Below are 23,617 nucleotides of genomic sequence, written 5' to 3'. Positions count from 1 at the left end.
TCGATCACCCGCAACGATCGATCATGGGTAGCCGAGGATCGGTGCAATCGAGCGCCGAGGCAATCGAGAGGCAGGGCATGAGCAGTCTGGACGTGCGTGAGCTGGAGGCATTCCTGGCGCTGGCCGAGGAACTCCACTTCGGCCGGGCCGGGGAGCGGCTGTACCTGTCCCAGAGCCGGGTGAGTCAATTACTGCAAGCTCTCGAACAGCGGGTCGGAGCCAGATTGATCGAGCGCACCAGCCGCCGGGTGCGGCTCACTCCACTGGGTGCGGACTTCCTGGTGCGGCTACGTCCCGCGTACACCGCGCTGCACACCGCCGTCGACGGTGCGCGCGCCGCGGCACGCGGGGTGGCCGGATCCCTGCGCCTCGGATTCCAGGGTGCCACCAATGAGCAACTGATGACCGCGATCGAGCTGTTCGGCCGCCGCCACCCCGACTGCGCCATCGAACTGACGGAGATCCCACTCGCTGATCCCGTCGGACCCGTACACCGTCATGAGGTGGACGCCGCGGTGGTGCTGCTACCCATGCGGGAGCCCGAACTTGTACTCGGACAGATCTTTTCGAAGCAGCCGGTAACCGTCGCGGTGGCCAGCGTCCATCCGTTCGCGAGCCGCGCCACCGTTACCGCAGAGGACCTGGCGGACACCGCACTGATCGGAGTGCGTACTCCCGCACCGCATTACTGGCGCGAGGTGCAAGCCCCCGCCACCACCCCGGGCGGCCATCCGGTGCCGTCCGGCCCCGAGGTATCCACCCTCGAGGAAGGACTTGCCCTGGTTGCCGCGAATCGCGGCAGCATGCTGCTGTGCAATCCGACGGCCGAGTACCACGGCCGTCGCTCCGTCACCTTCGTTCCGGTCGTCGGACTACCGGATTCGAGTCTCGGCCTGATCTGGCACCGCACCGCCGAAACCGCTCGCGTGCGCGCGTTTTCACAAGCGGTCGCCGAGATCGGTTCAGCTGCTCGACTGTCCCCGGAACCACGGATCATTGGTATTGATCGCGTTCAGCAGTAGGCGGATGGCCGCTACCCGGCGTTCCTTGCCGGGGAGTAGGTCCAGGGCGCACTCCGGGTCGGCCGGCGGGCCGAGGTGGGTACAGCCGCGTGGACAGTCCTCAATGGCCTCCGCCAGGTCGGAGAAGGCCTTGATGACATCGTCGGGGGTGATGTGGGCCAGGCCGAAGGAGCGGATACCGGGGGTGTCGACGACCCAGCCGCCGCCGTCGGGCAGGGGCAGCGCCACCGACTGAGTGGAGGTGTGTCGGCCCTTGCCCACGCCGGAAACCTCGCCGACAGCCCGATAGGCGTCGGGGACAAGGCGATTCACCAGGGTGGACTTGCCGACCCCGGAGTGGCCGATGAAGGCGGTGAGCTTCCCGGTGAGCAGGTCGAGGACCGGGTCCAGGGGGTCCTCGATACCGCCGTAGACAATGGTCAGATCCAAATCCTCGAAGGCGTCGGCGAATTCGGATTCCGCATCGAGATCGTGTTTGGTGAGGCACAGGATCGGTTGCAGACCACCGACATACGCGGCGACCATGGCGCGTTCGACGAAACCGGTGCGCGGCGGGGGATCGGCCAGAGCCACCACGATGAAGAGCTGTTCGGCATTGGCGACCACGACGCGTTCGAACGGGTCGGTGTCATCGGCGGTGCGGCGCAGGACCGTTGAACGATCAGCCACCCGGACAATGCGGGCGAGACTGTCCGGCTTGCCGGAGACGTCGCCCACCACGTCCACCTGATCGCCGACCACGATCGGTGTGCGGCCGAGCTCGCGGGCGCGCATGGTGACGATCGGCCGTTCCGGATCGCTGTCGAGCACACAGCCCCAGCGGCCGCGGTCGACCGAGAACACCATGGCCCGTTCGGCATCCAAGTGCTGGGGCCGGTCCTTGGTGCGCGGACGAGTTCCTTTGCCCGGGCGGACCCGGGCATCGGACTCGTCGTACTCGCGCCGCCTCAGTTTCCCGCTCCGGAATCGGCGAGCATTCCCTCCCAGAGCCCCACGAAATTCGGGAGGGTCTTCGCGGTGGTGCCGATGTCCTCGATCTGGATACCCGGGACGACGAGTCCGAGAATCGCTCCGGCCGTGGCCATTCGGTGATCGGCGTAGGAGTGCCAGGTTCCGCCCGACAGTGGGGTCGGGTCGATCTGCAGCCCGTCCTCGGTCTCGGTGACCTTACCGCCGAGGCGGTTGATCTCGGTGGAAAGTGCTGCGAGGCGATCGGTTTCGTGGCCGCGCAGGTGCGCGATACCGCGCAGCCGTGAGGGCGAATCCGCCAGGGCCGCCAGGGCCGCGACCGTCGGCGTCAACTCGCCCACATCGTGCAGATCGATATCGATACCCGCCAGGCGATCGGGCCCGTGCACCGTCAGGACGCCGTCGAAGATGCGCGCCTCGGCACCCATCCGCACCAGGATTTCGCGAATCACATCACCGGGCTGGGTGGTGATCCGCGGCCAGTGCGGAATACTCACCTCGCCGCCGGTCACGGCCGCCGCCGCCAGGAACGGCGTGGCATTGGACAGATCGGGCTCGATTTCCCAGTCCACGGCCCGAATCGGTCCGGGCGCCACCGTCCAGACCTGCGGTTCGCGCGGATCCTCCGGCGCTTGCACCCGTACATCGGCCTCGCGCAGCATCTGCACGGTCATCTCGATATGCGGCATGGACGGCAGCGGAGCGCCCTGGTGATGCACCGTCACCCCCTGCTCGAACCGCGCCGCCGACAACAGCAGCCCCGAAACGAACTGCGACGACCCGGACGCGTCGATGGTGACCGGACCGCCCCGCATCTTCCCGGTACCGTGCACCACGAAAGGCAAAGTGGCACCGTCGATATCGACACCGAGCGACCGCAGCGCCTCCAGAATCGTGCCCAGCGGACGCACCCGCGCCTGCTCATCACCATCGAACGCCACATCACCGTGCGCCAGCGCCGCCACCGACGGCAGGAAACGCATGACCGTCCCGGCCAGCCCACAGTCCACGACGGCGGAGGTGAGCTGCGCCCCCGGGGTGACGGTCACCGTATCGCCGTCCCCCTCGATACCCACCCCCATGGCCCGCAGCGCTTCGATCATAAGATCGGTATCGCGGCTGCGCAACGCACCCGTCATGGTGGACGGCCGATCCGCCAGGGCGGCGAGAATCAACGCCCGATTGGTAATGGATTTGGATCCGGGCAGGGTCACTGTGGCGTGTACGGGAGTGTCGACATGGGGCGCGGGCCAGAAAGTCACCCCTTCATCTTCGCTCATCCGCCTCTCCGAGTCTTCAGCGCACGGCAAAGAGCCGTTGACCGTAATGCACGCGTGCCGGCGGTTGGGAGCCGAACCGATTCTGGGCGTGCCCGGTGAGTTACCCCGATTCTTGCGAGATCAGTCGTTGCGTCCCAAACGAAAATGCCGGTCCTCGATTAGGGGACCGGCATTTGGTTTCGCGAGGCGAAGGTTTATTACTTGTGTCGGCCGTGCAGGAGCGGGACGAGCTTGCGGAGCAGCTTCATGGTGCTGTCGGTGCGGCTGTAGGACAGTAGGGCCATGCCGGGGATTGTGAAGCGCTGGACGGCGATCGAGTGGGGGCGGCTGAATTCCAGCATGCCCGGTGCGCCGTGGATGCGGCCGATGCCGGAATCGCCGACGCCGCCGAACGGCAGGGCGGAGATGGCGGCGAAACCGAGTACCGAGTTCACCGAGGTGGCGCCGACCTTCAGGCGGCGGGCGATCTCCAGGCCGTGCTTGCGCGAGTACACCGCCGAACCGAGTCCGTACTTATTGGCATTGGTCAGCCGTACGGCCTCGTCGATGCCCTCCACGGTGCGAATGGTGACGGTCGGGCCGAAGGTCTCCTCGGTCACCGCCTCGGAGGATTCGTCGGCATCGACGATCACGACCGGCTCGATGAACGGGCCCTTGATCGATTCCACACCGCCGAGTACGGCCTTGCCGCCGTTCTTCAGCGCATCCTCGATATGGCGGCGCACGATATCGATCTGGCTGGGCATGGTCATCGGGCCGTACGCGGCTTTATCGTCGGAGCCCGGCTTCACATCGGTGAGAATGCGCTTCACCTCGGCGATGAATTCCGGGGCCACCGACTTGTCCACATACACCCGTTCCACACCGGCGCAGGTCTGGCCGCTATTGCCGGTGGCTCCCCAGGCGACCGCGTCGGCGGCGGCCTTGATATCGCCATCGGCGGCCACGATCACCGCATCCTTGCCGCCACACTCCAGCAGCACCGGGGTGAGGGTGTCGGAAGCGGCGGCCATGATCTTCTTACCGGTCGCGGTGGAACCGGTGAAGGCGATCTTGTCGACGCCCGAGCGCACCAGCGCCGCACCCGTCACGCCATAGCCGTTGACCGTGGTGAACACGCCGTCGGGCAGCCCCGGATTGGCCTCGGTGAAGGCGGTGGTGAAGAAGTTGCCGATACCGGTGGAGAACTCACTCGGCTTGAACACCACCGCGTTTCCGGCTGCCAGGGCATAGGCGATGGAACCGTTCGGGGTGTAGACCGGGTAGTTCCACGGGCCGATGACGCCGATGACACCCAGCGGCCGCTGCTCGAGGTAGGCGGCGAAATTCGCCATGAGCGCGCCGGGGGACACCTTCTTCGGCTTGAGCACCTTCTCGGCGTTCTTGGCCGCCCAGGTGATGTGCTCCAGCGCGAGCATGAGCTCGAGGTACGCGTCGTCGCGCGGCTTGCCGTTCTCCGCGTGGATGAGTTCGCAGAACTCATCGGACTTCTCGACCAGCTTGCTGGCCCAGCGCAGCAGATGCTTCTTGCGCTCGTCGTAGGAGAGCGTTCCCCAGGTGGCGGCGGCGGTACGAGCCTTGACGACGGCCGCTTGCACGGCATCCTCGTCATCGATCCGGTACGTGGCCAGCACTTCTCCAGTGGCCGGATTAACGGATGTCAGAGTGTCGTCCCGCTCGGTGGTGGCGGTATCGGAAGCAGACATGATGTGCGGCGATCCCTTGGGTGAGAGTGTTATGCGGTCAACGTCTCACACACGCCCACTGAAGTCAATTGCCATCAGATGTGTGCGTCACTATCCAGCATGCCCTGTCGCGCGGATTCTGTCGGTGACCGATGGCAGCATGGAGTCATGTGCGGTAGGTATGCGACTACGACGAATCCGGCCACGCTGGCCGTCGAACTCGACGCCATCGACGAGACCGACGACAGCGGCAGCCCCAATTACAACGTTGCTCCGACCAATCAGGTGCTGACGGTGGTCGAACGGCACGATCGCGACCATCCCGAGGATCCGGCGCGGCTGCGTATTCGCCAGATGCGCTGGGGACTCATTCCGCCCTGGTCCAAAGCCGCCGAACCCGGTGTACCGGCGAAGGGCAAACCCCTGTTCAATGCCCGCGCCGATAAGGCAACGACCACCCCCTCCTTCCGCGACGCGGCGAAGAAGCGCCGCTGCCTGGTGCCCATGGACGGCTGGTACGAGTGGGTGACCGAGGCGGACGGGCCGGGTAAGGCCGTGAAGCAGCCCTTCTATATGTCGCACGCCAATGGTGAGCGGCTGTATATGGCGGGCCTGTGGTCGGTGTGGCGCGATCGCAGCCTCGGTGACGACGCGCAACCGCTGCTGTCGTGCACCATCCTGACCACCGATGCCGTCGGCGATCTCGCCAAGATCCACGACCGCATGCCGCTACCGGTGCTCCGTTCGAACTGGGACGCCTGGCTGGACCCGGACCATCCCGCACCGGAGGAGCTATTGGAAGCGCCCAGCGTGCAAGACATCTCGGATATCCTCATCCGCCCGGTGCCCTCGCTGGTGAACAGCGTGAAGAACAACGGTCCCGAGCTACTGGACCGCGTGGCCGATGAAGCTGAGCAGATGAGCCTGCTGTGAGCCGACCAGCCTGAGTTCCCGTCACTGCGGCCGCGAGGCTGCCGTTGTCTCGGCCGCGAGCCCTGTCATCCCGGCCCCGAGGCCCCGTCATCCCGGTATGACCGGGAGGTTCGGTATGCCGGTATGACCGGGAGGTTCGGCATGCCGGAGTGACGGGAGGTTCGGTATCCCGGAAGGCGAGGGGGGTCGATCAGACGCTGCACTTGACCGACGGCAGTGCGAAGGAAAGCCCGCACTTGGTCACGCCCGCGACGGTGTCGATGATCTTGGTGGCCAATCCGCCGCCCAAACCCTCGGCCTTCTCGACGTTCCTGTCCTTCTTCGGCTCACCGGATGGGCCCGGGTCGGTACCCATCGGGTAGTTCGGCTCACCGGACGGGCCCGGATCGGTACCCATCGGGTAGTTCGGATTACTCGGCGCGGTCAATACGATGCCGGGGGTCGCGGTCGCGGTGGCGGCTGTCAGTGGGCCGGCTCCGACCGCGAGAATCGCCGCACCGACCACGGCGACCGTCATGGTTCGTACACGCTGATGGAGGGACATACCGCATCACATCCTCGGATCGAACAGCTGCGTTTGAACTGCGCGGGCGCGTTCCAGTAAGCCACACATCCGGCGCGAATCCGCTGATCCGCGCCGGACGCGCCGCATTACGTCGACGACTCGGTTCACACGATCGATTTGGCGGCGGCGTCGGCCTCGGCCCGTGCCGCGATACCGCCGGAGGTGCGCAGCGGCACCTCCTTCCAGAACAGCACCAGCACCAGCGCCAGCAGCGCCACCGCGGAGGCGGTCAGGAATACCGTATCCATGGCCTCGGCGAATCCGGCCTTGAACGGCTGCGCCAGGGGCGGGCTCAGCTGCTGGATGACCGAGCTGTCCCGCATGACCTCACCGGCCGCCGAATGGTCCTGCCGCACGAGCCCCTTGGCCAGCGCCGCATCGACCGGATTGCTGCTCCGCACGCCCTCGGCGACGGCGGTCTGGAATTCCGGCCGCGCCGATGCCGCCTGCAGCTCATCGGTGATATTCGGGGTGACCTGCGAGAACAGGATGGACAGGAAGACCGCCACGCCCAGCGTGCCGCCGATCTGCCGGAAGAAGGTCGCGGCCGCGGTGGACACGCCCATGTCCTTGGGTGGCAGCGCGTTCTGTAGTGCCAGGGTCAGCGGCTGCATGAGATTGCCCAGGCCGAGGCCGAGGATCGCCATGAAGGTCATGACCACCCAGAGTTCGGTATCGACGGAGACGAAGTGCAGCAGGAACAGCCCGAGCGTGATCAGTACCGCGCCGATCGGCGGGAACCACCGGTAGCGCCCGGTGCGTGAGATGAGCTGACCGGAAATGATCGAGGCCGTCATCATGCCGACCACCATGGGCAGCAGCTGCATACCCGCCAGGGTCGGGCTGGAGCCCTGCACCACCTGCAAGTACTGCGGCAGCAGGGTGATGCCGCCGAACATGGCCATGCCGACCACGAACGAAATACCCACGCCCAGTGCGAAGGTCGAGTTCTTGAAGACGCGCAGCGGAATCAACGCGGCATCGCCCTGCTTGGCCTCAACCGCGATGAAGCCCAGGACACCAAGTACGCCGACGACGTAGCAGATCACCGAACCGACACTGCCCCAACCCCATTCGCGTCCCTGCTCGGCCACCACCAGTAGCGGCACAATGCCGACGGCCAGCATGAGTACGCCGAACCAGTCCACCGGCACCTTGGATTTCTCGACCTTGGGCAGCCGCAGTACCTTCGACACCACCGCCAGTGCGACCAGGCCGATCGGCACATTCACCAGGAACACCCAGCGCCACCCGGTCACGCCGAGAATCTCGTCCTGCCCGGAGAGCAGGCCGCCGAGTACCGGCCCCACCACGCTGGAGGTGCCGAAGACGGCCAGGAAATAGCCCTGGTAGCGGGCACGTTCGCGGGGACTGACAATATCGCCGAGGATGGTCAGCGCCAAGGACATCAGGCCGCCCGCGCCCAGGCCCTGGAAGGCCCGGAACGCCGCCAGCTGATACATCGACTGCGCGACCGTGCACAGCAGCGAGCCGACAATGAACAAGATAATGGCCGCCAGGTAGAAGGGCTTGCGCCCGTACATATCCGAGAGCTTGCCGTACAGCGGCGTCGCCAGCGTGGCGGTAATGAGGTACGCGGTGGTGGCCCAGGCCTGCAGCGAATAACCCTGTAGGTCATCGGCGATGGTGCGGATGGAGGTCGAGACAATGGTCTGATCCAGCGCGCCCAGCAGCATGCCGAGCATGAGGCCGCTGAGAATGGTCAGAATCTGTTTGTGGGTGAATCCCGCGGCGTTCGGTGTATCGGCGGTGGCTGTCACGAATTGCTCTCTGCGGGTTGGGAAATCGAGTACAGGCCGGCCAGCGCGGCGCTGCGGGTGGATTCGTAGTCGTCCACGAACCGCAGTAGGAGGCCGGAGAAGGATTCGCGTTCCTCGGGTGTCCAGTCGGCCATGATCCGGCGCAGCGACCGGTTGCGGCGGGCCCGGATCACGGTCGCGGCCTCGCGTCCGGCCGCGGTGACGGCGAGCACGCTCACCCGCCCGTCGGTGGCGTCGGCCCGGCGTTCCAGGAATCCGCGCTTGACCAGATTGGCGACCTGCCTACTGATGGTGGAGGCGTCGGAATACAGCGCGTCGGCCAGCGCGCCGGAGCGCATGGGGCCGTGGCAGACCAGCTGGAACAGAATCGCGAACGCGGCCGGTTCGATCTCGCCATTGCTTGCGGCCGCGATCTGCGCATTGGTGCGGTCACGCAGCCGGTGCAGGCGAATGAGCTGGCGGGCGACACTGTCGATGAGAGTGTCGGGGATATCGGCTGACGCGATGGCCTCGCCGGTCGACGGGGAATTGAGCACAGCTACCGCACACCTCCTTGCTTAGTGTTGAACAACTATTTGTAGCAGACAACTAGTTGCATTAAGCAAATATTTCCGTCATTCCGGCGTGCTTGTGGCCGGAATCCACCCGCGCAGTGGATCCCGGCCACAAACATGCCGGGATGACGGGGGAGTGCCATCAGGTGGCAGCGACAGGAGCCGTGACCGCGCCCGTCAGTGCCACCAGATCGGCCGGGGCCAGTTCGATTTCCAGCCCACGCTTGCCCGCACTGCACAGCACCCGATCCCACCGCAGCGCGGACTCGTCGATCACCGTCGGCAGGCGCTTCTTCTGTCCCAGGGGTGAGATCCCGCCCAGCACATAGCCGGTCGTGCGTTCGGCCTTCGCCCGATCGGCCATGGCGGCCTTCCCGCCACCCAGTGCCGCGGCCGCCGCCTTGAGCGACAAGGTATGCGGTACCGGCAGCACCGCCACCGCCAATCCGCCCGAACCCAGGTCGATCACCAGTGTCTTGAAGATCTGTTCGGGCCCGACACCCAGCTGCTCGGCCAGCGCGGACACCGCTTCGGCGCCGTAGGAGTCGCTGCGCGAATCGTGGCGATAGGAGTGCACCCGATGATCGATATTCGCCTGGGTCAAGGCGCGAATCGCAGGGGTGGAAGCAGCAGCCATAGCGATCCACCCTAGCCAGCCGAGCCGACGGTACGACACCGGTTTTCCGGCCTTCGGGAACACGGCGACCACTCGGCATGTTGCACGCCATGCGCGACCGACAGGGACGCGTTCGGACTAGGTAAGCGAAGGAGAAGCCGGTGGCCGTGCTGGTCGACAAACGCCCGACTCGGACCCGCCCGACCGGGATCGTGCCGCTCATCCGCATCCCGCCGTTGGCCGACGGGTTCACAACGCTCGAACCGCTCGCTGTAGATTTACACCCTACGGCGATCGAAGGGATGAGCGTGACGAGCGACGACGAACAGGCTGTCGATCGCCCAGGCGATGACGACGCGACCACGAACGAGGCCATCGACGATCCGGCGGTCGATACCGATGAGAGCGACGAGACCGGCATTCGCAGCAATGCCAGCACCGCGGACCTGACCAAGCGGTTCGAGCGCGACGCGCTCCCGCTGCTCGACCAGCTCTACGGCGCGGCCCTGCGGATGACCCGTAATCCGGCCGACGCCGAGGACCTGGTGCAGGAGACCTTCGCCAAGGCCTACCAGGGCTTCCGCTCCTTCCGGGAGGGCACCAACCTGCGGGCCTGGCTGTACCGCATCCTCACCAATACCTACATCAATTCGTATCGGAAGAAGCAGCGCCAGCCCGCGCAGTATCCGACCGACGAGATCACCGACTGGCAGCTGGCGGCCACCGCCGAGCACACCTCGACGGGCCTGCGCTCGGCCGAGATGGAGGCCCTCGAAGCGCTGCCCGACGACGAGATCAAGCGGGCGCTGCAAGAGCTGCCGGAGGAATTCCGGATGGCGGTGTACTACGCCGACGTGGAGGGCTTCCCCTACAAGGAAATCGCCGAGATCATGGGTACCCCGATCGGAACCGTGATGTCCCGGCTGCACCGCGGACGCAAGCAGCTCAAGGGCCTGCTCGCCGACGTCGCGCGGGAACGCGGATTCAATCGATCGGACAGCGCGCGTCAGGAGGTCACCCAGTGAGCGACGATATGGATCTGGACTGCTCGGCGGTACTCGCCGACGTCTGGCTGATCCTGGACGGCGAATGCGATGAGGGCACCCGCGAGCGGCTACAGCACCACATGGAGCACTGCTCGCCGTGCATCGAGCAGTACGGCCTGGAGGAGAAGCTCAAGAACCTGCTGAACCGCAAATGCGGCGGCGATCGCGCGCCTGATTCGCTGCGGCAGAGGCTGACGGTGGACATCCGGACCACGTTTACTCAGGTGGAGACGCGCCGGATCGATTCGGGCGAATAGCCCCCTGAAACGCATTGAGCGGCACACTTTCCCATTGGAAAGTCGTGCCGCTCAGTGCATTTCGAGCCGGGCGAACAGCTCAGGCGTTTGGCCGTTTGCCGTGGTTCGCACCGTTCTTCTTACGACTGCGCTTCTTACGTCCACGCTTACCCATGGGTAGTCTCCCTTCTGTTGAAGGCCATTCTTTCACGTGTGGTTGGCTGTACCTTCGGCGGTACAAGGTCAACTGGAATCAAGGGGCGTCATGGCAGAGGAAGTGCTCGCGGAGATGGTCTCGACCGTCTTCCAGATTGTCGCGTCCGAGGGCGACAGCGTGAAAGAAGGCGACACGCTGGTCATCCTGGAGTCGATGAAGATGGAGATCCCGGTCGTCGCCGAGGGTCCCGGCACGGTCGCTTCCATCAATGTCAAGCCCGGCGATGTCATCCAAAAGGGTGACGTCATCGCAGTTATCAGCTAGAAACCCCTTCCCGGGCAACCCCTTCCCGGTACCGGCGTGGGAACATACTTCCGACGTGGGTGAAGGAGCGTGGGCGAATTGTCGACACTGAGCGAGCTGCTGGCCGAGCACACCGATCTACCGGGTGCGGCCGTCGATCATCTGCAGCGGGTGGTCGGGGACTGGCAGTTGCTTGCCGATCTGTCCTTCGCCGATCTGACGCTCTGGGTCGGCGCGGGTCCGGTTTCCGAGGGCGCGGATGTGGTGTGTGTCGCGCAGTCCCGGCCGACCACCGCGCCCACCGTGCATCCGGAGGACCTGGTCGGCAGTACCGCGCTGAAAGAGGAGCATCCGCAGGTCTTCCAGGCCCTGATCAGCGGTGACATCGTCCGCGTCGATGCCGATTTCGAGGCCATCGGTGTCTACCATCCCCATCCGGTACACGCACTGCGCGAGGCGATTCCGGTGCGGGTCGGCGATGATGTGATCGCCGTTCTCGGCCGCGATACCGATGTGCAGCGTCGTAAGATGCGCTCCAATCTCGAAGTTGCGTATATGTCCTGCGCCGATGATCTGTGCCAGATGGTCAATGACGGGACGTTCCCGACTCTCGAGGATCGCACCGGTTCGCATTCCAGCCCGCGCGCCGGGGACGGATTCATTCGCCTCGATACCGAGGGCATCGTCAGTTACGCCAGCCCCAACGCACTTTCGGCCTACCACCGCATGGGATTGCAGAACGATCTGGTCGGCCAGGACCTCGCGCTCACCACGCGCTCGCTCATTACCGACCCGTTCGACGCGCAGGAGGTGGTCGGCGATATTCAGGCCGCGCTCGCCGGAAAGGCCGGGCGCAGAATGGAAGTCGAGGCGCGCGGGGCGACCGTGCTACTGCGCACCCTGGTATTGCGCCCGCACGGCGAACTCGGCGGGGCGGCGGTGCTGGTGCGCGATGTCACCGAGGTGAAACGCCGCGACCGGGCCTTGCTGTCGAAGGACGCCACCATCCGCGAGATTCACCATCGAGTGAAGAACAATCTGCAAACCGTGGCCGCCCTGCTCCGACTACAGGCCCGCCGCACCGAGAACGAAGAGGCTCGACTGGCGCTCACCGAATCGGTGCGTCGAGTCACCTCCATCGCCTCGGTACACGAAATGCTGTCCATGTCGGTGGACGAAGAGGTGGATCTCGACGAGGTGGTGGATCGGCTGTTGCCGATCATGGCCGATGTCGCCACCGTGCACACCGCGCGCATCAAGGTGCGCCGCGCCGGATCGCTCGGCGTATTTTCCGCCGAACGCGCCACACCGCTGGTTATGGTGCTGACCGAATTGGTGCAGAACGCCATCGAACACGCCTTCGACGCGGGCGAGAACGGTACGGTAACCATCCGGTCGGAGCGGTCGGCGCGTTGGCTGGATGTGATCATCAGCGATGACGGCCGGGGTTTGCCGGATGGTTTCAGCCTGGAGGCTTCCGACCGTTTGGGGCTACAGATCGTGCGCACCCTGGTGACCGCCGAACTGGGCGGATCCATTGGTCTGCACCCGGGCCAAGATATCGGCACGGACGCCGTACTACGGGTGCCGCTGGGACGTAGATCAGCACGTTGAGCGCTGGAAATCGGACACCGACCCGGCACATCTATCGACACCAATAGGCGAATTCGCATGTTTACAGTGCCCGCAAGAAGAATTCTGTTGAATCAGTGACAACTGATTCCGTAAGAATCGGGGTAACTCGTCGGGTACGCCCAAAATCGGCTCGGCCACCCAACCGCCGGCACGCGTGCAAAACGGTGGACGGCTCTCAGCCGCGCGCTAAAGTCTCGGGGAGGCGGATGAGCAGCACTCAAACAATGAAGCCCGGCACCTTCTTGTGGTGCCGGGCCGAAATGCGTCCAGGCCGCCGGTGGGGGCTGCGGCCTAAACGCCTGTCGTCGGTTTCAGACGACGGTGCGAGTGCGTGTACGCGCGTTGCGACGCTTCAGAGCGCGACGCTCGTCTTCGCTCATACCGCCCCAAACACCGGCATCCTGTCCGGACTTCAAAGCCCAGGACAGGCAGTCGGCGGTCACGGGGCAACGAGCGCAGACCAGCTTCGCATCGGCGATCTGTGCGAGCGCGGGACCACTGTTACCAACCGGGAAGAACAGCTCGGGGTCCTCGTCGCGACAGATGGCCTTGTGGCGCCAGTCCATTCCTCTGCTCCTTTGCTAGGGCATGCGCATGGCGCTGCCCCTCTGGTTTGTGGTCCGTTCACTTGTGCGACTCGAATGTTTCCGCACGGTTGCTTGTGAATGCTTTCACGAACACCGTAGATGTCAATACTTGTTTGGTGCACCGTGGGGAAGCTCACGCTGTAAGACCCCTACATCGAGGGCGTCCTGCTCATTTCTACTCGCTCGTTCGGGTTTTCGCAGCCCATCGCAGATGTTTCTCAGGTGTGTCGATGCCGCTAGTCCTGCGGTGCGACGACTTCCAGAACGTCAGGGACACATGTGAAATTCACCATGTTGCGTCGGCCGATGAAGTCGCCGTCGATTTGCAAACCGATCGGCTCATCCGCCTCGATCCGTACCGTCGGCACATCATCGACGCGAAATAATTTGGGTCCCTTGGGATCTCCGGTGGGGGACAGCAACTGCCGAGCGACGCCCAGTGTAGGGAGCACCGCCATGGTGCGCATGGCAAACACGCCGAGACCGGTTTCGAAGCTGGTGCCCGGGTTGGTGCGCACCGGCGTGTTGTTCAGGTAGGTCCAGGGACTGGCGTTGGTCACGAATGCGTAATGCACTCCCGTGACCGGTTCGTGACCTGGAATGCCCAGGCGCACCATGGGATCGCGGCGTTTGGCCTTGAAGAACTGTTTGACCGTCGTACGCAGATAGCGACCCGGTGTTGCGGCATGTCCGTTGGCGCGCTTGGCATCAATGGACTCGCAGACGTCGGCATCGAGTCCGACACCGGCGCTGAAGATGAACCAGCGGTCGTCGGCGATGCCCAATCCAATACGCCGATCCTTGTCCGCCGTGAGCAGATCAATCAGCTGGTTGGTGGCGCGCACCGGATCCGGATCGATACCCAGTGCGCGGGCGAATACATTCGCGGAACCGCCCGGAATGATGCCGAGCCGCGGCAAGCGCTCTCGCTGTTCGGTAGCGCCGGGAAGCGGGAGGAACCCGTTGATGGTCTCGTTGACGGTTCCGTCACCACCGTGCACCACAATGAGGTCGATCTCATTGTCGGCGGCCTGTTGTGCCAGCTCCGCCGCGTGCCCCCGGCGTTCGGTCTGCACGACCGTCAGCTGGGTGCGGCTCTCCAGGGCGTGGGCCAGCAGATCGCGAGTCTCCGGGGTGGTGGAAGTGGCATTGGGGTTCACGATCAACAGCGTCCGCACCCGATGCAGCCTACTGAGCGAACCGGTGTGCGAGCCGCCCGAGTCGCCGCTGTGACCGATAGGACGGCGCGTCGAAAGGCATGCGACGGCGGGGGTCGCGGCGGTCGCGCTCACCGTGCAGGTCGTTAGGCTGGGCGCGTGGCTGAGCAGAACTCCGGCGAGAAGAACGCGGCACCCGGAACCGACGCCGTTCCGACACCGGTGCGCGTGGCGGGCGCACTGGTAACCCTCGAGGGCGCGCTCGGTCTGGTGGCGATGATCGCGCTGGTGGTCATGGGCCTGAACGGCTCCGCACAGAACGCCGGAAACAGCTACCTCACCGCCGGCTACGCGGCCATTGTCGGCGGCGCGGTGCTGGCCGCGGGCATCGGCCTGCTGCGCGGCCGCCGCTGGGGCCGAGCCATTGCCGTCCTCACGCAGCTCCTGCTGCTCGGCGTCGCCTGGTACATGATCACCTCGGACCGCCTCGACCTCGCCATTCCGCTCGGCCTGCTCGCCCTCGTCGCCCTCGGCGCCTTGTTCGCCCCGGCCTCGACCCGGTGGATGGCCGCCGGATATGACATCGCGGAGTAGCGGCCGGGGTGCCGCGCGAGCGCGACCACCGAAGCGCTGACCGCATGCCCATAGGCCTGCCTGAACGGGCCACAGCGCGCCTACTGGTCACTCGTCCATGTTCGGGGTCGAGTGACCAGCCGAGAATGCGACTGCGCGGCTGCGCGGCCGCATCGGCGTCGGGTAGCGGATACGGGGGAGCGATCCGCTGATCCAATGCCGTCACCCCCGACTCCGTGACCGTAAGCTGGACATATGGGTCGGCTGATATTCCTCGTATTGATCGTTCTCGCTATTGCGTTGGCAGCGTGGTGGATCTCGCGGGAATGGACCGGCGATGTGGAACGGGTCGCCGACGCCAAGGCCGAAGTGAATCGCCACCTGGACCGGATGAGTGGCGAACTGCTCCGACTCGACCCCGATAACGATGCCGCTCTCGCGGCCATGTCCGAGGCGGTGGATCGGATGCACACCACCCGGGCGCAATTGGCATCGGCCACCACGCTCGGTCAGGTCCGGGTCGCGAAGGAAACCGCACGCGGCGGTCTGTACTTCATTCGGAAGACCCGCGAAGCCATGGGCCTGGACCCGGGCCCGCCCATCCCGCGGTAAACCGTCCAGATCTGCTCAGGAATCGGCGGCGAGCCTGGTCAGGGCGTCGTCGGAGAGGCGATAGCCGGTCCACTCGTCCTGGGCCGCCGCGCCGAGCGATTCGTAGAACTCGATGGACGGGGTGTTCCAATCGAGCACCGACCAGTCGACACGGCCGAAGCCACGGTCGGCGGCTTCGCGCGCCAGGGCGGCGACGAGCGCCTTGCCGAGCTTGCGGCCCCGGGCCTCGGGCTTGACGTACAGGTCTTCGAGGTAGATGCCGTGGACGCCCTTCCACGTCGAGAAGTTCAGGAACCAGATGGCGCAGCCGAGAATGCCCTCCGTCGTCGAACCCTCCGCGACATGGGCGAACAGCGCGGGGGAGTCGCCGAACAGGGCGGTGCGCAACTGCTCCTCGGTGAGGTGGCACTCCTCGCGGGCCTTCTCGTATTCGGCCAGGTCGTACACCAATTCGACCAGGGCGGGAATATCGGCGGGAGTGGCGCGGCGGATCATCGATCCCCTTTCACAGGTCGTCGAGATGAGCGATCAGATTGTGCGCCCGCAGCGTACGCGCATCGTGATCGTGGCCGAGCACACTCACCCCGGCGGTGGACATGAAGAACCGGCGGCCCTCGCTCACATCGAATTCCAGCCACCGTGCGATCAGGGCGCGGGAGAAGTGGCCGTGGCCGACGAGCACCACATCGCGATCGCGCAATTCCGGTTCCACCCGCGCCAGCGCCCGATCGGCCCGCACGGTGACCTGCTCGTGGGTCTCACCGCCCGGGGTGAATCCGGTCCAGATGGTCCATCCCGGCGCGGATTCACGAATCTCCGGGGTGGTGAGCCCCTCGTAATCGCCGTAGTCCCACTCGGCCAGGTCGTCCTCGAGCAGCGGAGCGGGCAGCTCGGCCAATTCGGCGGTGCGCACGGCCCGCTGCCGAGGACTGCTGAACACAATCGGAGCCTGTAATCCAATCCCCGACAGCAGCTTTCCGGCGGCACGAGCCTGCGCCTCCCCCGCGGCCGTGAGCGGAAGATCGGTGCGTCCGGTGTGCTTCCGCGCCGCCGACCACTCGGTTTCGCCGTGCCGCAGCAGTACCAGGCGGTGTTGGGTCATGCGATCGATCATGCCCGACGAAACGCCCGGACCGGCGGATGCGCAGTTCAGGCGGCGTGCGCCGGGGGCGGCGTAATTCTCCCCCGTCGTAGCCGTCGTAGCCGGCGTGGTCTCCGTGGCCGTCATGGCCGTCGTAGTCTCCGTGGCCGTCATGGCCGTCGTAGTCTCCATGGCCGTCGTAGCCCCGTCATTCCGGCGTGCTTTTGGCCGCAATCCACCTTGCTGAGGTAGTGGATCCCGGCCAAAAACACGCCGGGATGACGAAGGGAAACACGCCGAGATAATGAAGGCTACGGCGCGCCCAGGGCGTAAAGCTCGCCGCCACGCTGCTCGAGAATTGTCGGCCCGACAACCGCCACGGAGATCGGCTCGCCGTGATAGTCGCTGCGCTGCACCGGAATTCGGCTGATTGGAGTGCCGGAGTCGGGGGTGAGGGTGGCGTAGCCGTCGGTGACCGGCACGAGGAGCTGCCCCGCCATCAGGGCGGGGTTGCCGACCACGCCCGGACTACCGGTCGCACCGTCGTAGACCCAGGTCGGGACCAGGGTGGTGGCATTGAGGGCGATCAGATCCTTGCCGGTGAATACCGCGAAGACCGAGCCGACACGGGTCACCGTCGCCTGATCGGACAGGTTCGCCGCAATGGGGTAGGTGGCAATGGGATTGCCGGAGATATCGAAGATCGCGAACTGTGGTGCGGTGGAGCCGGTTCCGGGCAGGTAGACCGCCACTCGACTATCGGACACCGCGAGGACGCGCGCACCGTCGACAGCACCACCCGGCTCGGTGAGTACATGGGAGCTGTACTCCTCCGGCACGGTGCCGTCCTTAGGCGCGGGATTGAGCAGGGTGAGCCGGTTCGCGGAGTCCTTGGCGCAGCGTTCCAGCACCGCCAGGCGACTGGAACTCGACGTAGCCGACAGCAGTCGGCAGTCGGTGCGCTGTTGGGTATTCGGATTCACCGGCGCGTCGACCTTGCCGTATTCGAGGGTGCGCACCAGATCCGAGCGCCACATTTCGAGGCGATTCGGCCCGAGCGCCAGCACATAGGTGCCGTCCACCGACAGCCGCACCGAATCGTCCATATAGCTGGAGCGGGCGGTCTGTCGCGCACCGGTATCGCCGTAGAGCTGGGTGGTCTGACTGCAGCCGCGGTCGTCGCGATAGGTGGCGATGACCGTGCCGAACTGTGTTTCCACCGCACACAGCGGCAGATCGCGTTGGTATTTCCACACCTGTTCACCGGTGCGGGGGTCCCGCCCGGTCACCGCGCCGTCCGCCGCGGTGACCGCGACGCCGCCGACCACCAGCGCGCGCTGCGCCGCGGCGTCACCGGCGTGCCACAGTTCGCGCACATCGGTGGGAACCCGGTCCGGTGTGGGCGGGGCGGACAGTATCTCCTCGGCGGTCACCGATTCGGTGCCGCGCGCGGCACTGGTCCACCAGACAACCACCGCCGCGATCGCCACCAGAGCGGCGATCGCGGCAGCGATGACGATATCGGCGCGCGTCCGCCGCTCGGGTGCGAGCACGACTGCGAGACTAACCGATCCGTACGCCTACGCCGATGCGGAGACGGTGGTGTCGGTTGCGGCGGCGACGGATTCGGCCTCCACATCGGCAGTCTTTCGCCGAGCGCGACGACGTGCCGGAGCCGCCACCGCTTCGGCGGCCGCACCCGCATTCGCGGCGGAAGCATCGGAAGCCGCTGTGCCCGAAGCGTCCTGGGTGGTGCTGTCGTCGGCGACCTTCTTGGGCCGCGTGCGCTTCTGGGGAGCAGCCGCGGCCTCGCTCGAATCCGCTGCGGCGGAACCGTCCTGAGCCTCGGTGGCCGCGACGGCCTTCTTGGCCCGGGTCCGTTTCTTGGGTGCCTCGGCCGCTTCGTCGGAACCCGTCGTGGTGGCGTCCTGTGCCTCGGTCACTTCGGCGACCTTCTTGGCGCGCGTGCGCTTCTTGGGTGCCTCGGCGACCTCGTCGGAGCCGGACGCGGCCGAACCGGCCTGGGGCTCGGCGGTGTCGGCCGTCTTCTTGGCGCGCATGCGTTTCTTGGGTGCCTCGGCCGCTTCGTCGGAACCCGTCGTGGTGGCGTCCTGTGCCTCGGTCACTTCGGCGACCTTCTTGGCGCGCGTGCGCTTCTTGGGAGCTGCGGCGACCTCGTGCGAATCCGCTGCGGCAGAGCCGTTCCGGTCCGCGTCGACGGCGCTGCCCGCACTGTCGGCCACGGCGCTGGAATCCGGTGTGCTCAGCGCATCCTGGGCCTGGCTGCTTGCCCGCCCGGCCCGCGTGCGCTTCTTGGGCGCCTCGGCCACTTCGTCCGAACCTGTTGCGGCGGAACCGCTTTGGTCACTGGTAACGACCGACTGTGCGTTTTCGGTGGTATCCCGGACAACGACGTCCGCGGTGGCCTCGCCCGAATCCGTTGCGGCGGAGTCGGATGCGATGTCGGTCCCGGTGTTGTCGCTATGGTCGGCACCTCCGCGGCGGCGACGGCGACGGCGGCCGGACTTCTCGCCGCCCGCGTCCGGACCGTTCGCGACGGTATCGGAGCCACGGCCCCGAGCTTCGTTCGAGTCGGATTCGAGCGAAACCGTCTCGGTAGCGCCAGGATTCGCGCTGGACCGATTGCTCTCGGCGGTGCCGTTCGCGGCATCGGTACCCGTCACCGCGGCGGTTTCGCCGGAGCTGGAACCCTTGCCGCGCCGGCGACGGCGGCGACGCGCGGGCTGATCCCCGGCCTCGCCGCTACCGGCCTCGCCATTGGTGTGGACGGCGCCATTGGTGTGGTTGGAGCCGTCGGCTACGGCGTTGTCGGCCGAGACGGCCGCATTCTCGCCCTGCTCCAACGGCCGACCGCGGACGGTCCGCTTGCGATTGCGCGAACGCGGTGCGCGCGCCTCCCGGGGTTCCCGCTCCACCACGACGGCATCCTCGTCGCGTACCGGCTTGGCCTTGCGCAGCTGGCCGGTCACGCCCTCCGGAATGCCGAGTTCGGCATACAGGTGCGGGGAGCGCGAGTACGTCTCCACCGCTTCGGGCATATCGAGCTTCAGCGCCTTATCGATCGAGGCCCAACGGTGCAGCTCATCCCAGTCGACCAGGGTGATGGCGACACCGGAGCGGCCCGCGCGGCCGGTGCGGCCGATGCGGTGCACGTAGGTCTTCTCGTCCTCCGGGCACTGATAGTTCACGACGTGGGTGACATCGTCGATATCGATACCGCGCGCGGCGACATCGGTGGCGACCAGGACATCGATCTTGCCCTCGCGGAACTTCTTCAGCGCCTTCTCGCGCTGGATCTGATTGAGGTCGCCGTGGACCGCGCCGACGGCGAAACCGCGCTCGCCCAGATCGTCGGCCACCTTCTGCGCGGTGCGCTTGGTGCGGGCGAAGATCATTGTCGCGCCGCGGGTCTCGGCCTGCAGAATGCGCGCGACCAGCTCGCTCTTATCCAGCGCGTGCGCACGGTAGGCGAACTGCGTGATGCGTTCGGTAATGGTTTGCGCGTTGGCTTCCTCGGCGCGAATATGCGTGGGCCGGTTCAGGAAGGTGCGGGCCAGGGTGATGATCGGGCCGGGCATGGTGGCCGAGAACAGCATGGTCTGGCGCTGCTCGGGAACCATGCGCAGAATGCGCTCGATATCGGGCAGGAAGCCCAGGTCGAGCATTTCGTCGGCCTCGTCGAGAACCAGGACGCCGATCTTGCCGAGAATCAGGTGGCCCTGTTCGGCCAGATCCTGCAGTCGGCCCGGGGTGCCCACGACCACGTCGACGCCGTCGCGCAGCGCGGAGATCTGCGACTCGTAGGGGCGGCCGCCGTAGATGGCGGTGACCTTCAGCGGACCCTTCTGGTTGCGCAGGTACTTGCTGGCGTTCTCCAGGTCCAGGGTGACCTGCGTGCACAGCTCACGCGTCGGCACGATGATCAGTGCGCGCGGAGTGCCGTCCAGGACGGCGGTGCCGGAATCGGTGGTCGCGATGCGGTGCAGCAGCGGCACGCCGAAGCCGAAGGTCTTGCCCATACCGGTACGGGCCTGACCGATGAGATCCTCGCCGGCCAGGGCCAGCGGCAGGGTGAGTTCCTGAATGGCGAATGTGCGTTCGATGCCGATTTCGGAGAGCGCGCGGACGATTTCGTCGCGCACGCCCAATTCGGTGAAAGTCGGAGCAGTGTGGGTGTCATCGAGTTCTGCGGTCAGCAGCGTCTCGGCGATCCCAGGTTCCTGCTCAACGGTGATCTTGCTCAGTGTGGTGCCTTCCTCGATATCGCGTCTCGCGCGCACGAGGTGTGGGGCGGACCGGTCGGTCCGCGACGACCACTGATCCATCCGATTTCATCCGCTGCTGCGGGATACCCTGCTCGGTCGCTGGACCGATGGGGCGGGCATCTACCTGGCGCTGAGATGAAGTGGATCCGGTGCGCGCACATTTTCACGAACGTCGGTAACCCCTGCATGGGACGGTTCCGCGGCGCGCGCGGCAAACCGGATCGTGCGAAGTTTCCGTTGTCCGCAGAGATTGTAGCGTGATACCGTCTACAGCTCTTTTACCGCCACCGCAATTGCGTGATTGTATTGTCTTGTTCGGTGGTTTTTCCATGCCTGAGAACGGCCGGAAGGCTCGTTCATTTTTGTCGGTACGTGGTGCGGCGCAGGATAATTCGTCAGCGGCGGTGCGTGGGTCGATGGGCTGTGATAGTTGAATTCATCACATAGGTGTTACACCGTGTAGCGGTATATGCGAGGTTGTGCGGGTGAGCTTGGCAGATACCGTGACCCTCGCCGCGCGCAATGCGTGGGCACTGACCTTCGGCGACGGCATCGAGACGCCCGAACCGACCCCGTCGACGGTACTGGATGACCGGCCGCATCATTTGCTGCGCCGTTACGAGGGGGCTGCCGCCGACGCCCCGGCCGTACTGTTGGTGCCGCCGCTGGCCGCGCCCGCCTTCTGCTTCGATCTGCGTCCGGATCAGAGCCTGGTTCGTTTCCTGCTCGATTCCGGGCGCGCGCCCTACCTGGTGGACTACGGCGGTATTTCTTACGCCGATCGCCGGATGGGCTTCGAGACCTGGATCGACGACATCCTGCCCGAGGCCATTCGCCAGGTATCCGCCGATCGGGGCGGGCGGCCGGTGGATCTGGTGGGCTGGTCCATCGGCGGGGTCCTGGAACTGCTGACCGCCGCCGCCGATCCCACCCTGCCGATCCGGTCCATTACCGCTGTCGGTGCGCCGCTGAGCTACGACCATATGGTCGGGATCCCGCAGTTGCGGCAGCTCATCAAGCTGACCGGCGATCGGGTCACCACCACGGCGGTCAGTGTCGCCGGCGGCGTCCCCGCGCCACTGACCCGCATCGCCTACCGCGTCACCGCGTGGGAGCGTGAACTGAAGCGGCCGTGGTTCGTCGCCCGGAATATCACCGATACCGACACCCTGGCGCGGATGGAGACCATCAACCGCTTCCAGAACGCCCTGCCCGGCTACCCGGCCCGCTTCTACAACCAGCTGTGGCGGCGCTTCATGATGGCCAACGACATCGGCAAGGGCACGGTCCACCTCGGCGACCGCGCCATCGCCCTCGCGGATGTGACCGTCCCGGTCCTACTGGTCGGGGGCCCCGACGACGCCATCACCGCGGCGGCCGCCGTGCGGCACGGCACCACCACCCTCACCGGTTCGCCGGAGGTCCGCTACGAGACCGCCCCCGGCAGCCACCTCGGCATCCTGCTCGCCCGCGACAGCACCTGGACCTATCTCGACAAGTTCCTTCGAGACCTGCCCTGAGCATTGAGTACTAGGCTGTAAAACTATGGGAGCTAATACGTCTACTGCGCTGGGCGTTTCGGGTGAAGCCGCGGAGATCGTCGTTGCGGAGGATCCGGGAGTGGTCGATCTCTTCGCGGTACTCGCCTACGGCGAGATCTCTGCCTTCTACCGCTTGGCCGAGGAGGCCAAACTGTCGCCGACGCTGCGCGGCAAGGTAGCCGTAGCCAAGATGGCGGCCGCGGAGATGGGGCATTTCAAGACCCTGGAGGGCGCCCTCGCCGACCGCGGCGTCGACGTCTTCGACGCGATGGCCCCGTTCGTGCGGGCCCTCGACGCCTACCACGCCTCCACCGACCCCTCCACCTGGTTGGAGTCGATGGTGAAGTTCTACGTCGGTGACGGTATCGCCGCCGACTTCTACACCGAGATCGCGGGCGCGCTCACCCCGGAGATCGCCGAGATCGTCCGCGATGTCCTCGAGGAAACCAGCCACTCCGAATTCGTGGTCGAAGAGGTCCGCAACGCCGTCGCCCAGAATCGCGCCGACCGCGACCGCCTCACCCTCTGGGGCCGCCGTCTCCTCGGCGAAGCCATCACCCAGGCCCAGTACGTCATGGCCCAGCGCGACGAACTCACCGACCTGGTCCTCACCGCCACCGGCGACCTCAACGGCATTGCCATGCTCTTCGAGCGCATGCAGAACAGCCACGCCGAACGCATGGCCGTCCTGGGACTCGGCTGAACTCTCCGTGATCTCGTGCCCCCGCTGCCTGTGGCTGCGGGGGCACAGCTGTGAGTAGGGGGTGTGTGGTGCTGGCTCGTGGTCGGGGCGCGGCGCTGGCTCGTGCGGGGGAGGCGGGTGCGCGCTCCACTTCCTTCTTCCCCGCTGTGCCCCGCTGCCGCCAGGCAGCGGGGCACGAGATCCGAGAGTCGGCGAATTCTGTTCGCTGACAGCGCAGGGCGGTCCGTGACAGTGGTTCCCGGCCCTCGGCTAGCCTGAGCGAGACAGCACAGGACACTACGTTCGGAGGTTGGCC

The 23,617-nt window shown here is 66.0% G+C and carries 23 protein-coding genes and 1 pseudogene; 10 read left to right on the top strand and 14 right to left on the bottom strand.

What is annotated here, in order from left to right; all coding sequences use genetic code 11:
* The first annotated feature begins 77 nt into the window (after window positions 1-77).
* On the top strand, window positions 78-1,022 hold the full coding sequence (locus NU1_RS18475; protein WP_067523064.1) for a LysR family transcriptional regulator: 945 nt from the start codon (window positions 78-80) through the stop codon (window positions 1,020-1,022).
* Here NU1_RS18475 and rsgA read toward each other — a convergent pair.
* The 3 genes from rsgA to NU1_RS18460 all read right to left on the bottom strand — a co-directional run bounded on the left by rsgA (window position 963) and on the right by NU1_RS18460 (window position 4,977).
* On the bottom strand, window positions 963-1,973 hold the full coding sequence (gene rsgA, locus NU1_RS18470) for a ribosome small subunit-dependent GTPase A (RefSeq protein WP_067523000.1): 1,011 nt from the start codon (window positions 1,971-1,973) through the stop codon (window positions 963-965). The two genes, NU1_RS18475 and rsgA, sit on opposite strands and share 60 nt — an antisense overlap.
* Window positions 1,970-3,271 carry a 3-phosphoshikimate 1-carboxyvinyltransferase gene (gene aroA / locus NU1_RS18465; protein ID WP_067522999.1) on the bottom strand — a complete coding sequence of 434 codons (1,302 nt, stop codon included), beginning with the start codon at window positions 3,269-3,271 and terminating at the stop codon, window positions 1,970-1,972. The genes rsgA and aroA overlap by 4 nt, the downstream gene beginning before the upstream one ends.
* A gap of 197 nt (window positions 3,272-3,468) precedes the next feature.
* Complete coding sequence (locus tag NU1_RS18460) at window positions 3,469-4,977, bottom strand: aldehyde dehydrogenase family protein (protein ID WP_067522998.1); 1,509 nt, start codon at window positions 4,975-4,977, stop codon at window positions 3,469-3,471.
* A 147-nt stretch (window positions 4,978-5,124) separates the two neighbouring features.
* Between NU1_RS18460 and NU1_RS18455 the strand changes: the two genes are divergently transcribed.
* Window positions 5,125-5,889, top strand: coding sequence for an SOS response-associated peptidase (locus tag NU1_RS18455; RefSeq protein WP_067522997.1), 765 nt, complete (start codon window positions 5,125-5,127; stop codon window positions 5,887-5,889).
* Window positions 5,890-6,079: 190 nt separating this feature from the next.
* Here NU1_RS18455 and NU1_RS18450 read toward each other — a convergent pair whose 3' ends face one another.
* The 4 genes from NU1_RS18450 to ybaK form a co-directional block, all read right to left on the bottom strand.
* Window positions 6,080-6,433: a hypothetical protein gene (locus tag NU1_RS18450; protein WP_067522996.1), complete on the bottom strand. Its 354-nt coding sequence runs from the start codon at window positions 6,431-6,433 to the stop codon at window positions 6,080-6,082.
* A 125-nt stretch (window positions 6,434-6,558) separates the two neighbouring features.
* Complete coding sequence (locus tag NU1_RS18445) at window positions 6,559-8,235, bottom strand: MDR family MFS transporter (protein WP_067522995.1); 1,677 nt, start codon at window positions 8,233-8,235, stop codon at window positions 6,559-6,561.
* On the bottom strand, window positions 8,232-8,771 hold the full coding sequence (locus NU1_RS18440; protein WP_245720186.1) for a MarR family winged helix-turn-helix transcriptional regulator: 540 nt from the start codon (window positions 8,769-8,771) through the stop codon (window positions 8,232-8,234). Before NU1_RS18440 ends, NU1_RS18445 begins: the two co-directional genes overlap by 4 nt.
* Window positions 8,772-8,931: 160 nt before the next feature.
* Window positions 8,932-9,426 carry a Cys-tRNA(Pro) deacylase gene (ybaK, locus tag NU1_RS18435; RefSeq protein WP_067523062.1) on the bottom strand — a complete coding sequence of 165 codons (495 nt, stop codon included), beginning with the start codon at window positions 9,424-9,426 and terminating at the stop codon, window positions 8,932-8,934.
* A gap of 398 nt (window positions 9,427-9,824) precedes the next feature.
* On the opposite strand from ybaK, the gene NU1_RS18430 reads away from it, so the two are divergent.
* Window positions 9,825-10,430: a sigma-70 family RNA polymerase sigma factor gene (locus NU1_RS18430; protein WP_218027845.1), complete on the top strand. Its 606-nt coding sequence runs from the start codon at window positions 9,825-9,827 to the stop codon at window positions 10,428-10,430.
* 8 nt (window positions 10,431-10,438) lie between these two features.
* Window positions 10,439-10,708, top strand: coding sequence for a mycothiol system anti-sigma-R factor (gene rsrA, locus NU1_RS18425; RefSeq protein ID WP_067523061.1), 270 nt, complete (start codon window positions 10,439-10,441; stop codon window positions 10,706-10,708).
* A 79-nt stretch (window positions 10,709-10,787) separates the two neighbouring features.
* On the opposite strand, the gene NU1_RS44280 is transcribed toward rsrA, so the two are convergent.
* Window positions 10,788-10,862: a 50S ribosomal protein bL37 gene (locus NU1_RS44280; RefSeq protein WP_157552472.1), complete on the bottom strand. Its 75-nt coding sequence runs from the start codon at window positions 10,860-10,862 to the stop codon at window positions 10,788-10,790.
* Window positions 10,863-10,952: 90 nt separating this feature from the next.
* Here NU1_RS44280 and NU1_RS18420 point away from each other — a divergent pair, with 90 nt between their 5' ends.
* Both NU1_RS18420 and NU1_RS18415 read left to right on the top strand, forming a co-directional pair.
* Window positions 10,953-11,168: a biotin/lipoyl-binding carrier protein gene (locus tag NU1_RS18420; RefSeq protein WP_067522994.1), complete on the top strand. Its 216-nt coding sequence runs from the start codon at window positions 10,953-10,955 to the stop codon at window positions 11,166-11,168.
* Between the two features lie 78 nt (window positions 11,169-11,246).
* Window positions 11,247-12,761 (top strand): sensor histidine kinase, encoded by a 1,515-nt coding sequence (locus NU1_RS18415; protein ID WP_067523059.1) that lies wholly within the window; start codon window positions 11,247-11,249, stop codon window positions 12,759-12,761.
* A 332-nt stretch (window positions 12,762-13,093) separates the two neighbouring features.
* Here the strand turns inward: NU1_RS18415 and NU1_RS18410 are convergent, their stop codons facing one another.
* Together NU1_RS18410 and NU1_RS18405 are read right to left on the bottom strand one after the other, a co-directional pair.
* Window positions 13,094-13,348, bottom strand: a complete 255-nt coding sequence (locus tag NU1_RS18410; RefSeq protein ID WP_011211115.1) for a WhiB family transcriptional regulator — start codon at window positions 13,346-13,348, stop codon at window positions 13,094-13,096.
* 257 nt (window positions 13,349-13,605) lie between these two features.
* On the bottom strand, window positions 13,606-14,547 hold the full coding sequence (locus NU1_RS18405) for a diacylglycerol/lipid kinase family protein (RefSeq protein ID WP_067522993.1): 942 nt from the start codon (window positions 14,545-14,547) through the stop codon (window positions 13,606-13,608).
* A gap of 138 nt (window positions 14,548-14,685) precedes the next feature.
* Here NU1_RS18405 and NU1_RS18400 point away from each other — a divergent pair, with 138 nt between their 5' ends.
* Together NU1_RS18400 and NU1_RS18395 are read left to right on the top strand one after the other, a co-directional pair.
* Complete coding sequence (locus NU1_RS18400; protein ID WP_067522992.1) at window positions 14,686-15,120, top strand: hypothetical protein; 435 nt, start codon at window positions 14,686-14,688, stop codon at window positions 15,118-15,120.
* A 234-nt stretch (window positions 15,121-15,354) separates the two neighbouring features.
* Entirely contained in the window at window positions 15,355-15,711 is a 357-nt protein-coding gene (locus NU1_RS18395; protein WP_067522991.1) for a hypothetical protein, read from the top strand.
* A gap of 15 nt (window positions 15,712-15,726) precedes the next feature.
* Here the strand turns inward: NU1_RS18395 and NU1_RS18390 are convergent, their stop codons facing one another.
* The 4 genes and pseudogenes from NU1_RS18390 to NU1_RS18375 all read right to left on the bottom strand — a co-directional run.
* A complete protein-coding gene (locus NU1_RS18390; protein WP_067522990.1) occupies window positions 15,727-16,206 on the bottom strand; it encodes a GNAT family N-acetyltransferase in 480 nt (159 codons plus the stop codon).
* 10 nt (window positions 16,207-16,216) lie between these two features.
* On the bottom strand, window positions 16,217-16,825 hold the full coding sequence (locus tag NU1_RS18385; RefSeq protein WP_157552469.1) for an acid phosphatase: 609 nt from the start codon (window positions 16,823-16,825) through the stop codon (window positions 16,217-16,219).
* Window positions 16,826-17,103: 278 nt separating this feature from the next.
* A complete protein-coding gene (locus NU1_RS18380; RefSeq protein ID WP_067522989.1) occupies window positions 17,104-18,345 on the bottom strand; it encodes an Rv3212 family protein in 1,242 nt (413 codons plus the stop codon).
* Window positions 18,346-19,437: 1,092 nt separating this feature from the next.
* Window positions 19,438-21,138 (bottom strand): annotated as a pseudogene (locus NU1_RS18375) (DEAD/DEAH box helicase); the annotation flags it as partial.
* 425 nt (window positions 21,139-21,563) lie between these two features.
* Here NU1_RS18375 and NU1_RS18370 point away from each other — a divergent pair.
* Together NU1_RS18370 and NU1_RS18365 are read left to right on the top strand one after the other, a co-directional pair.
* On the top strand, window positions 21,564-22,598 hold the full coding sequence (locus NU1_RS18370; RefSeq protein ID WP_084521570.1) for a serine aminopeptidase domain-containing protein: 1,035 nt from the start codon (window positions 21,564-21,566) through the stop codon (window positions 22,596-22,598).
* Window positions 22,599-22,623: 25 nt separating this feature from the next.
* On the top strand, window positions 22,624-23,322 hold the full coding sequence (locus tag NU1_RS18365) for a ferritin-like fold-containing protein (RefSeq protein WP_067522987.1): 699 nt from the start codon (window positions 22,624-22,626) through the stop codon (window positions 23,320-23,322).
* Window positions 23,323-23,617: the final 295 nt, after the last annotated feature.

The sequence above is a fragment of the Nocardia uniformis NBRC 13702 genome, from assembly GCF_001613345.1.
GTDB classification, from domain to species: domain Bacteria; phylum Actinomycetota; class Actinomycetes; order Mycobacteriales; family Mycobacteriaceae; genus Nocardia; species Nocardia uniformis.
The sequence above is the reverse complement of the archived record's forward strand: the minus strand, read 5'-3'. Positions and strand labels throughout refer to the sequence as shown.